The following is a 12,075-nucleotide window of genomic DNA, read 5'->3' on the forward strand; positions in this document are numbered from 1 at the left end:
CCTCCTATATGGTCCTGAGTGCCTGTATGGGATTGAGCTTCGCCGCCCTCCGTGAGGGGATGAAGGATGTGACGGCCCCCACCACCACGGAGAAGAGGAAGACGAAGAGGTAGGTGCGCCACGTGGGGGTGCAGTAGTAGATGCTGGAGACCGGCCACTGGATGTCCTGGGTGGCGGCGGTGTAGTCGATGCCGTAGATGCCCAAGGGGTAGGCGAAGAGTGCGCCGAGGCCCACCCCCACCGCGGCCCCGATGAGTGCGAGGTAGAGGGCCTCGAGGAAGAAGAGCCGCACGAGCTGGCCCCCCTCCATGCCCATGGCGCTCATGGTCCCTATCTCCCTCATGCGCTCGTAGATGACCATCATGGTGGTGTTGATGATGACCGTGCTGCCCAGGAGGAGGAAGAGGAGCCCTATCACGTTGTAGGTGATCTCGGTGATCCGGATGACGGAGTAGAGGGTGGGAAGCTCCTGCCAGGGCCTGGCCTCGACGTCTCCGTAGCTCCCCGTGGCGAGGAGCGACTGGATGTGCGGCAGCACGTCTCGTTCCTTCACCCCCTCCTCGAGGAGCACCACCACCTCGCTCGCGGCATCGAATGTGCTCCCGTCCTGGGATCGCATCCTGAGGAGCCGTTGTCCGGTGTCGAGGGGGATGAAGAAGGCCCGGTCGAGTGAGCTGAAGGGAAAGCGGACCAGTCCGGTGATCGTGAAGGTCATGGCGTTGGTGCCGTAGGTGGCGGTCCGGGCCATGAGGGTGAGGGTGTCCCCCACCTGTTTGCCGAGTTCCTCTGCGAGGGAGGGGGTGAGGAGGATCTCCCTCGACCCTGCCTTCGGGAACTCGCCAGTGAGGAGGTACTCGTCGAGGTTCGCCACCTTTCGCTCCTGTTCCATATCCATGGCCCTGCCGTAGACGCCGAGGAAGGTGCCCTCCTCTTCCAGGACCATGGCCGGGAAGCCTATGCGGGCTGCGGCCGCCCTCACGCCGGGGATCTGTTCGATCTTTTCCACCAGGTCGAGGGCGTGCTCCACCTTGAGGTGGAGGGGGGAGAGGTGCTCGTAGGTGTCGAACTCTCTGTCCCGGATGCGGATCTGGCCGGTGTAGAACCTGAAGAGGTTGGTCCTGAAGTCGTCCTTCATCCAGTCTATGAGGCCGAAGAGGAGCACCAGGCTCATGGCCGCGATGGCCAGGGCGAGCACCGAGAGGAGGCTCCTCCTCCTGTTCCTGAAGATGTTGCGCCAGGCGATCTGTGAGAGTTTCATCATCTCCTCCTTAGTGGTAGTAGAGGCAGTCCACGATGCTCTTCTTGAAGGCCCTGCGGACCGGGAATACGGCGACCACCGTGGCGATGAGCACACCCATGACGAACGCGGTGAGGAAGGAGCCCGGATCCCATGTCCCTTTGAAGGCCCCGGCGATGCGGTAGCCCACGTCCATCTCTCTGATGAGCCAGCCGTAGTCGATCCCGTACTCCACCAGGAAGTAGTTGATGGGAACGGCGAGGATCACCCCCATGAGGGCGCCGAGGAAGCCTATGCCCGCCGCCTCGAGGAGGAAGGAGAGTCCGATCTGCGACTCCTTCATGCCCAGGGCCCGCATCATGCCGATCTCGCGGAACCGCTCGTAGATGGACATGAGCATGGTGTTGGAGATCCCCACCGCGGCGATGACGAAGAGGAGGAGCAGGATCATGCTCGTGCCTCCCTGCTTTGCCTGGGCGATGGCCACGTACCCCGGTGCGAGGTCCTTCCACGTCTTGAGGGTGAGGCCGGGGAAACGGGCCGCAAGCTCGGGCCCGAGTGCGGCGACCTGTTCCTCCACGGGGATGTGCTCGGGCAGGGAGAGGGCGATGGAGGTGACCGTCCCTCCCATGTCCAGGTAGAAGTCGGCGGTGTCGAGGGGGAGATACACCCCGGTCCGGTTTACCACGGGGTTGGGGGTCGCCACGATCCCCACGATGGTGAGGTCCATGGTCTGATAGGCCCCGTCCCGGGTGCGGGTGACGAGCGTGACGGGGTAGCCCACCCTGGCGCCGAGGTCCTCTGCGAGCCACTGGCCCAGGATCACGCCCTCCTCACCGGGCGATCCCGAGAACCAGGAGCCCTCCACCACCTCGTCCTCGAGCCTGAAGACCTCGGGGTCACGTACCGGGTCCACGGCGGTGATCCGTACCTGGAGCGAGCCGTCCTCGGGATAGGGGTCCTTGTAGACCACGAGCTCGCCCAGGGCGGTGATGCGGGGGGCTGCCTTCACGCCTTTCGAGGCGAGGAACGAGACCACCTCGTCCGGCTCCTCGATACCCTTGTTGAGGGGGAGGCGGTCCTTCTCCTCCCAGAACTCCCCGGTGAAGACCTGAGCGCTCCCGGTCTCGTACCAGAGGAGGTTGCGTTCCGAGTCCCTCTCTGCACCTTTGAGTATGGAGTCCACGAAGATGAAGAGGAGGATCCCCACGGCCACGGCCGAGGCGGTGATGATGGTACGCCTGGTGTAGCGCGTGAGGTTCTTCAGAGAGAGTGAGAAGAGGGTCTTTGCCTTCATGACTCCCTCCTTATGTCTTCCTGGATGAGTCCGTCGTGCAGGAGCACGAGCCTGCGGGCGTGGTCCATCACCATCTTGTCGTGGGTGGAGAAGATGAAGGTGGTGCCGTACTTCTCGTTGAGCTCCTGCATGAGGTGGACGATGGCCTCTCCGGTCTCGGAGTCGAGGTTGGCGGTGGGCTCGTCGGCCAGGACGAGGATGGGGTTCTTCACCAGGGCCCTGGCGATGGCCACGCGCTGTTGCTGACCACCCGAGAGCTGGGCCGGTCTCCTGTCCTCCATGCCCTCGAGCCCCACGTCCTTGAGGATCTGCATGGTGCGCTCCCTCACCTCGCGTTCAGGAAGGTCGAGGAGGTCGAGGGCGAAGGCCACGTTCTCGTAGGCCGTGAGTACGGGGATGAGGTTGAAGGTCTGGAAGACGAAGCCGATCTTTCCGCGTCTGAAGCGGGCTCGCTCCTTCGGATCGAGGGACGGGATATCGGTGTGGTCGATGATCACCGTCCCCTCGTCCGCGGAATCGAGGGTGCCGACGATGTTGAGGAGGGTGGTCTTGCCCGAACCCGAGGGTCCGGCGATGGCGAGGAACTCGCCCGGTTCCACCTGGAGGTCCACCCCCCTGAGGGCGTGTACCACGGTCTCTCCCGTGTGGTAGTCCTTCTTCACTCCGGAAAGTTCAACGATCGCCATTGTCTGCTCCTTTCTCTAGGTATGCCTTGGTGGCCCGGAGAAACTCTCCGATCCTGGAGTCCAGATATCCCTCCGGGAGCCCCAGCATCCGCTCGTAGGCGTACTGGAAGCTCTCGTAGAGGGTGGTGAACTTCTCCTCGTACTCGGGATGATCCTTAAGGCCCAGGAGGTATTCGGCGGTCTCGTTGGTGATGGCGAACGAGAGGGTCATGATGAATCGCGCCACGTCCCGGGGCCTCATCCTGCCTATGTGGAAGATCCCGGCCTCGGTACCTTCCTCGATGAAGCGGGCCATGAGGGGGAGGAATTTCTCGAGTGAGAGCTGCTCCATCTTCTCGCGGAAGGTGACATTGGCGGGGTCGAGCCATGTCTTGAGGATGGTGAGCATGAGGGGGATGCTCTCGAGCTTGAACTGCACGGACTGGTTGATGAGGAGCGTGAGCTTCTCCTCGATGGGGATGGAGGTGTCACGAAGGGTCTTGTCCAGCCGGTCGATGATCGAGTCGGTGAAGGTCTCGACCACGGCGTCCAGCAGGTCTTCCTTCGACCGGAAGTGGTGGTAGAAGGTGCCTTTTGCGATGCCCACCTCACGAATGATCCGCTCTACAGGGACGCGATCGTAGCCGTGCTCCCAGAAGAGTCGGGAGGCGGTCTCTATGATACGGGCGCGTGTGTCGCGGACCGTGTGAAGATCTGATCCGGTCATGCAGGCAATTCCTCCGCAGGACGTACTCGACCGACCGTCGGTCTAATGGGAAGTATAGTGTGTTTCGTGCGCATCGTCAAGCGCGATGCTCGAAATATCGCAATCCCTGCTCGAACCGGGCGACACGATTGGACAGAATGGACCCTTTTGTGCTACTCTTACGGATCGAGGAGGCAAGAGGTGAACGTTCGGAGTTTCCTTGCCCGTAAGAGGCAGGGCAAGAAGATCTCCATGGTGACGTGTTACGATGCGAGCTTCGCACGGGTCCTCAACGAGACCGAGGTGGATTGCCTGCTCGTGGGGGACAGCCTCGCCATGGTGATCTACGGGTATCCCACCACGGTGCACGCAACCCTGGAGATGATGGTCCGGCACACCGAGGCGGTGCGACGGGGGGCGCCCGACAAGATGATCATCGCCGACATGCCCTTCCTCTCGATGCAGCAGGGCAAGGCCCATGCGGTGCACGCTGCAGGGGAGCTCATACGGGCAGGGGCCGATGCGGTGAAGGTGGAGGGGTGGAAGGGGATCGAGGAGGAGATCGCCCACCTGGTGCAGGCCGGGATACCGGTGATGGGGCATCTGGGCCTCACCCCGCAGTTCTACTACGCCTTCGGCGGGTTCAGGGTGCAGGGGAGGGACGAGGCCTCCCGCACCTACATCCTGGAGGGCGCCGGGAGGCTGGAGGCGCTCGGGTGCTTCGGGATCGTGCTGGAGTGCATCCCCTCCGGACTCGCCCGTGTGGTGACGGAGCGCATCTCCATTCCCACGATCGGGATAGGGGCGGGATCCGACACCGATGGCCAGGTGCTCGTGCTCTACGACCTTGGGGGGGTGGGGCTGGAGAAGCCTTTCAGGTTCGTGAGGCGGTACGCCGAGGTGGGGCTCGCGGTGAAAGAGGCGGTGGATCGGTTCGTGGAGGACGTGGTGGAGGGTCGGTTCCCCACCCGGGAGGAGAGTTTCGAGGACGAGTGAGGCCGGTCTCTTCGATGGGCCTCCCCCGCGCATGAACGGATGAGGAGGATGGTGACGATGGCGAAGCGCATACTCCTGCACCTGACGGGCTCGGTGGCCTGTTTCAAGGCGGCGGCCCTCGCCTCGATGCTCGTGAAGGATGGGTACGAGGTCCAGGCCACGGCCACCGAGCGCGCCCTCCGGTTCATTGGCCCTGCAACCTTCGAGGGGATCACCGGACGGCCCGTGCTCACCGACATGTTCGCGGGCCGGCCCGACTTCATCCCCCACATCACCCTCGCCCAGGAGTGGGCCGATCTGCTCCTGGTGTATCCCGCCTCGGCGAACTGCATCGCGCGCCTGGCTGCAGGGCTTGCCGACGACCTGTTCGGCGCGATCTTCCTCGCGAACAACTTCCAGAGGCCGGTGTGGCTCGCCCCGGCGATGAACACGCAGATGTACCTCCACCCCGCCACCCAGCGCAACCTGAAGGTCCTGGAGGAGTGGGGGGTGGTGATCCTTGCCCCGGTGGAGGGGAGGCTCGCCTGCGGCACGGTGGGGACCGGGAAGCTCGCGGATCCCGAGCTCGTCTTCCAGAAGATAAAGGAGGAGCTGTGAGGATCCTGGTGACGGGTGGGGGGTGCCGGGAGCCGGTGGACGGGGTGCGTGCCCTGGTGAACACCTCCACGGGGAGGACCGCGGCCCTGGTGGCAGAGGAGGCGGCGCGGAGGGGGCATGAGGTGACGGCCCTGGTGGGGGTGGCGGAGGTGGTGCCGGAGGGGGTGGAGGTGGTGCGCTTCTCCTGTTTCGCCGAGCTTGCCGGGCGGCTCGAGGGGCTCCTGCGTGGGGGTGTCTGGGATGCGGTGGTGCATGCGGCTGCGGTGAGCGATTTCAGCGTGGCAGGGGTGTGGGAGGAGGAGGCGAGGGAGGAGGAGGAAGGGAGACTGCGGGTGGTGCTGAGGCGGGTGGAGGGGGGCGGGAAGGTGGACTCGGCCGGGCCGGTCTGGATCGGGCTCGCGAGGAACGAGAAGCTCCTCGCCGGGATCAAGGGATGGGCGCCGGGGGTGGTGCTCGTCGGGTTCAAGCTCACGGTGGGGGCGCGGGACGAGGTGATGGAGGAGGCGGTGAGACGTATCTTCGAGGAGGGGGCCGATCTCGTGGTGCACAACGACATGGAGGAGATGGGGAGGGGGGTGAGGGCGCGGATCTTCACCTCGCCGGGGGAGGCGGAGGAGGTGCCTACCACCGAGGCGCTCGCCTCCCGGCTTGTGGGCCTTCTGGAAGCGCGGGTCCTTTCCTGAACAGTGAGTTTCTAGTATCTTTTCTTAAAAGATTCCTTTGAGGGATGTAAGGAAGAGGCTGATGTTCATAGAGGTGCTCAAGTCCAAGATCCATAGGGCTGTGGTGACCGAGACGAGACTCGACTACGAGGGGTCGATCTCGGTGGATCCCGAGCTCTACCGAGCGGCGGGTATGTTCCCGCACGAGAAGGTCGATGTGTTCAACCTCAACAACGGCGCCCGCTTCACCACCTACCTCATCGACGGGAGACCCGGGGAGATCTGCATAAACGGCGCGGCCGCGAGGCTCGCCCAGCCCGGCGACCTGGTGATCATCGTCTCCTATGCGCACCTCACCCCGGAAGAGGCCTCTTCCTGGCAGCCCACCGTGGTGCTGGTGGACGATCGAAACACGGTGAAGGAGGTGCTGAAGCCCGGCTCATGAATCTGCGACCACGATGTGGTCGAGCCAGCCTCGCACTTCGTCAACAGGCCTTTCCCTGCGGCGTGCATAGTCGCGGAGTTGTTCCTCGGTGATGCGTCCCACGGCGAAGTAGCGGCTCTCGGGATGCGAGAAGTAGAAGCCCGCCACCGAGGATGGGGGGACCATCATGAACGACTCGGTGAGCCTGATCCCGAGGCGTTCTTCCGCCCCGAGGAGCTCGAAGATGTCCTGTTTGAGGCTGTGGTCGGGGCAGGCGGCGTGTCCGGGCGCAGGTCGGATGCCCCGGTACGTGCCTGCGAGCACCTCCTCGGGGGAGAGGTGTTCCTCAGGGGCATAGCCCCAGAGGGTGGTGCGCACGAGCATGTGGAGGTACTCGCTCGCCGCCTCGGCGAGTCTGTCGGCGAGGAGCCGTACCATGAGCTCGCGATAGGGTTCTCCAGGCCCCTCCTCTGCGAGGAAGTGCTCTATGTCCTTGCCTGCGGTAATGACGAAGAGGCCGAGATAGTCATGCCCTTCGTGAGGCAGGAAATCCACGAGGGACCGGGTGGGCTCCCCTTCCTTCACCGCCTGCTGCCGTAGCATGGGCAGCCGCCGGATCACCCCCTCTCCCCCCCACCCCAGCACCCCGATGCAGTCCTCCCCCACATCCCGCGCCGGGAAGAACCCCACCACCCCCTCGATCCGCACCCTCCCCTCCATCCGCGCGAGCACCCCCTCCGCCTCCTCCCGCAGTCGCACCGCCTCCGCCCGCTCCGCCTCCCGCATCCGCTCGGGCGTGCGCGCAGGGAGTCCCCATCCCTTGTAGAACATCCGCCAGTCCAGGTAGGGGCGCACCTCCGCCACCCCCATCCGCACCACCTGAGGCCCCCGCACCCGTGGCTCAACCGGCGAAGCCGGCCCCGGCCGCAGCCTCCTCCGCCGCGCCTCCCCCAGCCCCAGCACGCCCCCTCTCCCCTTCACCCCCTGCTCCCTCAGCCGCGCCTGCTCCGCCCTCACTTCCCGGACGAACTCCTCCCGCCCCTCCGAGAGGAGCCGCCCCATCACCTGCACCGCCTCCGAGGCATCCCGCACGTGGATCACCGGCCCTCGGTAGGCCGGGGCGATCCTGAGCGCCGTGTGGAGCCTGCTCGTCGCCGCCCCCCCTATGAGGAGCGGCACCGCCAGCCCCGCCCGATCGAGGGCCTCGGCCGTCTCCCGCATCCGCTCGAGCGACGGCGTGATGAGCCCCGACAGCCCCACCGCATCGGCCCCCTGCCGCGCCGCCTCCACCACCCTCTCGGGCGGCACCATCACCCCCAGATCCACCACACGGTACCCGTTGCACTCGAGCACCACCTTCACGATGTTCTTCCCGATATCGTGGACATCCCCCTTCACCGTGGCGAGCACCACCACCCCCCTCGCCTTCCCGACCCCTCCCTGCTCCGCCTTGAGCCTCGGCTCCAGGATCGCCACCGCCTCCCTCATCACCCGCGCCGCCCTCACCACCTGCGGCAGGAACAACCTCCCCTCGCCGAAGAGCCTCCCCACCTCCTCCATCCCCGTAAGGAGCGGCCCCTCGATCACCCCCAGCGCGCTCCCCGCCTTCCGGTGCGCCTCCTCCAGATCCTCTCCGAGGTACCCCTGGATCCCTTCCTTCAGGGCATAGGCGAGCCGCTCCTCCACCGGCAGCTCCCTCCACGCCCGATCCTCCCCCCGCCCCCTCGGCCCGGCACTGGAAAGCCCCTGGGCTGCCTCGAGCAGGCGCTCCGTCGCATCCCTCCGCCGGGCGAAGATAAGATCCTCGATCAGAGCCCGCACCTCCTCCGGCACCTCCTCGTAGGCCATCATCCGCTGGGGATTCACGATCGCCATGTCGAGCCCCGCCGCCCTCGCGTGGTGGAGGAAGACCGCGTGGATCGCATCGCGAAGGCCCTCGTGCCCCCTGAAGGCGAACGAGACGTTGCTGATCCCACCCGAGGTGCGCGCGTGGGGGAGATGCTCCTTGATCCAGCGCACCGCCTCCAGGTAGTCCACGCCGTAGCGGGCGTGCTCCTCCATCCCCGTCCCGATGGCGAAGATGTTCGGATCGATCACGATATCCCAGGGCGGGATCCCCACCTCCTCCACCAGGAGCCGGTAGGCCCGCTGTGCCACGGCGATCTTGCGCTCGAAGGTCTCGGCCTGGCCCTCCTCGTCGAAGCACATCACGAGGACCGAAGCCCCCATCTCCCGTACCACCCGGGCCCGTTCGAGGAAGATCGCCTCCCCGTCCTTGAGGCTCAAGGAGTTGACCACCCCCTTACCCTGGAGGCACTCGAGCCCTGCCCGCAGCACCTCCCAGTCAGAGGAATCGATCATCACCGGCACGCGCGCCACCGTGGGCTCAGAGGCGGCGAGGGAGAGGAAGTGCCGCATGAGACGAGGAGGATCGAGGAGCGGATCGTCCACGTTCACGTCGATCATGTGGGCGCCCGCGGAGATCTGTGCCCGCGCCACCTCCAGGGCCTCCTCCCACCGCTCCTCCCTGAGGAGGCGGCGGAACCTCGCCGATCCCGCCACGTTGGTGCGCTCGCCCACCAGGATGAAGCCCGCCACCTCCTGGTCGAGCACCTCCAGCCCGGTGAAGACCGCCACCGGTCGGGGGGAGGGAATGGGACGGGGCGCGATCCCCTCCAGGGTCCCTGCGATCGCCCGGATGTGGTCCGGCGTGGTGCCGCAGCACCCGCCTGCGATGTTGAGGAGCCCCTCCCTCGCGTAGAGGGCGAGGGTTGCGGCCATCTGGTCCGGCCCCTGGTCGTACTCACCGAGGGCATTGGGGAGCCCGGCGTTCGGATGCACGCTCACGGCGCAGGGCGCATCCTGGATGGCCTTGAGGTGCGGGCGCATCATCTCGGGGCCGAAGGCGCAGTTGAACCCCACCGAGAGGGGCCGGCCGTGGAGCACCGAGTGGAGGAAGGCGCGGGGGGTCTGACCCGAGAGGAGACGGCCCGCCGCATCGCTTATGGTGGCCGAGAGCATCACTGGCACCGCCCGCCCGCTCTCCCTGCGGAACCGCGCGACCGCTGCGAGGGCCGCCTTGGCGTTGAGGGTGTCGAACACCGTCTCGATGAGGATGAGGTCCGCCCCGCCCTCCACGAGGGCACGCACCGCACCGAAATAGTCCTCCTCCAGCTCCCCGAACGAGAGCTCGCGGAAGGCCGGGTCGTCCGCCCGGGGCGAGAGGGAAAGGGTCTTGCTCGTAGGGCCGACCACCCCTGCGACGAACCGCGGCCTGTGAGGGGTACGGGCCGAGTACTCGTCGGCTACGCGACGGGCGAGGCGCGCCGCCTCACGGTTGATCCGCTCCACCAGGTCCTCGGTCCCGTACTCGCGCTGGGAGACCCTGGTGGCGTTGAAGGTGTTGGTCTCGATGATGTCGGCGCCCGCCTCGAGGTAGGCCCGGTGGATCTCCTCTATCACGTGGGGCCGGGTGAGCACGAGGAGGTCGTGATTCCCCTTGAGAGCGACCTCGCGTCCGTCCACCGTGGGCCCCCTCTCGAACAAGGTCCCCCGGTAGTCGGCCTCCGAGAGGTGGTAGCGTTGGATCATAGTGCCCATGGCACCGTCGAGGATGAGGATGCGCTCCTTGAGGAGCTCCTCTATAGGGTGGGTCATCGGACCTCCCGTGCACTCAGTCTGAGAGCTCGTGGGCTATGGCGGTGAGGTGGCGCACGATGGCCGAGAGGGCCTCGGCCAGGATCCTCTTATTGTCGTAGTCGGGGACCGCGAGGGAGGAGGGGTCATCCCTGTGGCGTTCGATCACCTCTATGAAGAGGGGAAGGGCGCGCACGATGTTGTCCACGATGGTCACCGTGGCGGTCCGGGCCGTGCGGGAGAGGGGGTTGAGGTCCACGGTGATGACCTTCTTTCCCAGGCGCACGAGGGCCTCGGTGCGGTCGCCGTCCTCCAGAGGCACGAAGACGCAGTCCGCCTCGAGGATCCCCTCGGGATCGACCCTGCGCCGCTCGCTCGAGAGCTCGGGGATGACGGCCTCGGCCCCCACGCCGAGCACCCGCTCGGCACCGTGTTCCCTGAGCACCCGTGTGATCGCCTCCTCGCGCTCGCGGCTCCGGTAGAAGAGGTTCACCTCGAGGGGGGCCCCCGTCACCTTGGAGAGGCGGACCAGCTCCTCGGGGCAGAGGGCCGCCACGTTCCCGTTCACCGAGACGACCGGGTGCCTGCTCGTGAGGAAGAGGAAGGCCGCCTGACGTATGGCCGTGTGGGCGTGGGGATGGGTCCGCTCGCCCAGGAGATAGTCGAAGGCCTCGCCCCTCCCGTGGGCGATGAGCCCTGCGGGCGCGGTGACCTTCTTCTCCATCCCTTCGATGAGCCGTTCCCTGTAGAGGAGGGAACGGTACCTCGGATGGTCGGGGGGGATCTCCACGCTCATACCACCTTCCCCCTCTCCCTGGTGATGGAGCACACGAAGATCGTGGCGCCGGGGAGGAGCCTTCGGTAGAGGGCCTCCACCTCGGGGGCGCGGGCCTCCTCCACCAGGGAGTAGAGGCCGTCGCCGAACATGAGCATGGCGTGGTGGATCCCCTCCTTGGCGCAGGCCTCTGCAAGGGGGCGGACCGCAGGGGAGAAGAGGTCCACCCTGCGGGAGAACTCCCGGGAGAGGTCGAGGAACCGCTCGAAGGTGGGCTCTGCGGCGAGTGCCGCATGGAGGGCCCTCCCTGCCTCCTCCACCCGGGCCCTCACCCCCTCGTCCTGGAGGGCCGTCTGGGTGGGGAAGGGGCCTGCCACCCCTATCACCACCCGGATCGTCTCGGGTGCCTCAATGGTCCGCGCCTCGCCCCTCCCCGGCGCGCCCATCGTCACGCTCACCTTGCATCCCCCGGCGTAGAGGCCGAGGACCGTGCCGAGGCCGGTCTGTGCGAGTATCTCGGCCTTGTGGGCCACCTGGTAGACCTCTTCCTCCGAGAGCTTCCCCCCCACGAGGGCGTTGAGGCCGAGGGCGATCCCCACGGCCGCGGCCCCGCTCGTCCCGAGTCCTGCGCCCACCGGCACCTCGGGCTCGTGGCGCACCACCACCTTGCCCTCGGGGAGCCCTCCGGCCGCGCGGGCAAAGGCGGCCACGGTCTGCACCGAAAGCTGCGGATCCTCGGCCTCCGTGCCGCCGATGTACACCTCGATCCCCTCGCCCTTTTCGATCGAGACCGTGGTGCGCACCCCACGGTCGATGGAAAAACCCGCACCGAGCGATCCCTGTGAGAGGAGGTCGTCCGGCTGCGGGGGGACATGGAAGAGCCCGGTGACGTGACCGGGACAGAAGACGGTTACCTGCTGCATCGCACCCCTCGCTGTGAAAGATACGCGTCTCTTTACAGTAGAAGGGTATGGGGAAGTTGTCAACATCATCGGTCTGAGGGGGATAGACTTCTGAGATCAAATATATTAGTCTTTCCGTAGACCGTGTTACTTGTGAGCATGGGGTATCCATCTGTTG

The 12,075-nt window shown here is 66.1% G+C and carries 11 protein-coding genes; 4 read left to right on the forward strand and 7 right to left on the reverse strand.

Annotated features, from left to right (window positions below):
* Nucleotides 1–4: 4 nt before the first annotated feature.
* Genes STHERM_RS01035 through STHERM_RS01050 form a run of 4 tightly spaced genes read right to left on the reverse strand, consistent with a single transcriptional unit; the run spans nt 5 to nt 3,926 of the window.
* Nucleotides 5–1,258 (reverse strand): ABC transporter permease, encoded by a 1,254-nt coding sequence (locus STHERM_RS01035; RefSeq protein ID WP_013313022.1) that lies wholly within the window; start codon nt 1,256–1,258, stop codon nt 5–7.
* A gap of 10 nt (nt 1,259–1,268) precedes the next feature.
* Nucleotides 1,269–2,534 (reverse strand): ABC transporter permease, encoded by a 1,266-nt coding sequence (locus STHERM_RS01040; protein WP_013313023.1) that lies wholly within the window; start codon nt 2,532–2,534, stop codon nt 1,269–1,271.
* The gene (locus STHERM_RS01045) at nt 2,531–3,220 is read right to left on the reverse strand and encodes an ABC transporter ATP-binding protein (RefSeq protein ID WP_013313024.1); all 690 of its coding nucleotides are present in this window, start codon (nt 3,218–3,220) and stop codon (nt 2,531–2,533) included. The genes STHERM_RS01040 and STHERM_RS01045 overlap by 4 nt, the downstream gene beginning before the upstream one ends.
* Nucleotides 3,207–3,926 carry a TetR/AcrR family transcriptional regulator gene (locus STHERM_RS01050; RefSeq protein ID WP_013313025.1) on the reverse strand — a complete coding sequence of 240 codons (720 nt, stop codon included), beginning with the start codon at nt 3,924–3,926 and terminating at the stop codon, nt 3,207–3,209. The genes STHERM_RS01045 and STHERM_RS01050 overlap by 14 nt, the downstream gene beginning before the upstream one ends.
* Nucleotides 3,927–4,106: 180 nt before the next feature.
* Here STHERM_RS01050 and panB point away from each other — a divergent pair, with 180 nt between their 5' ends.
* The 4 genes from panB (at nt 4,107) to panD (ending at nt 6,605) form a co-directional block, all read left to right on the forward strand.
* On the forward strand, nt 4,107–4,901 hold the full coding sequence (gene panB / locus STHERM_RS01055) for a 3-methyl-2-oxobutanoate hydroxymethyltransferase (protein ID WP_014623885.1): 795 nt from the start codon (nt 4,107–4,109) through the stop codon (nt 4,899–4,901).
* 57 nt (nt 4,902–4,958) lie between these two features.
* Nucleotides 4,959–5,498: a flavoprotein gene (locus STHERM_RS01060; protein ID WP_013313027.1), complete on the forward strand. Its 540-nt coding sequence runs from the start codon at nt 4,959–4,961 to the stop codon at nt 5,496–5,498.
* The gene (locus tag STHERM_RS01065) at nt 5,495–6,181 is read left to right on the forward strand and encodes a phosphopantothenoylcysteine decarboxylase (protein ID WP_013313028.1); all 687 of its coding nucleotides are present in this window, start codon (nt 5,495–5,497) and stop codon (nt 6,179–6,181) included. Before STHERM_RS01060 ends, STHERM_RS01065 begins: the two co-directional genes overlap by 4 nt.
* Nucleotides 6,182–6,242: 61 nt before the next feature.
* Nucleotides 6,243–6,605 carry an aspartate 1-decarboxylase gene (gene panD / locus STHERM_RS01070; RefSeq protein WP_013313029.1) on the forward strand — a complete coding sequence of 121 codons (363 nt, stop codon included), beginning with the start codon at nt 6,243–6,245 and terminating at the stop codon, nt 6,603–6,605.
* Here the strand turns inward: panD and metH are convergent.
* From metH to STHERM_RS01085, 3 genes are read right to left on the reverse strand one after another with little or no spacing between them, the layout of a single operon-like run.
* A complete protein-coding gene (gene metH, locus STHERM_RS01075) occupies nt 6,600–10,241 on the reverse strand; it encodes a methionine synthase (protein WP_013313030.1) in 3,642 nt (1,213 codons plus the stop codon). The two genes, panD and metH, sit on opposite strands and share 6 nt — an antisense overlap.
* Nucleotides 10,242–10,257: 16 nt before the next feature.
* Nucleotides 10,258–11,016 carry a 4-phosphopantoate--beta-alanine ligase gene (locus STHERM_RS01080; protein ID WP_013313031.1) on the reverse strand — a complete coding sequence of 253 codons (759 nt, stop codon included), beginning with the start codon at nt 11,014–11,016 and terminating at the stop codon, nt 10,258–10,260.
* Nucleotides 11,013–11,918: a pantoate kinase gene (locus tag STHERM_RS01085; RefSeq protein ID WP_013313032.1), complete on the reverse strand. Its 906-nt coding sequence runs from the start codon at nt 11,916–11,918 to the stop codon at nt 11,013–11,015. Before STHERM_RS01085 ends, STHERM_RS01080 begins: the two co-directional genes overlap by 4 nt.
* Between the last annotated feature and the right edge of the window lie 157 nt (nt 11,919–12,075).

It is taken from the genome of Spirochaeta thermophila DSM 6192 (genome assembly GCF_000147075.1).
GTDB lineage: Bacteria > Spirochaetota > Spirochaetia > Winmispirales > Winmispiraceae > Winmispira > Winmispira thermophila_A.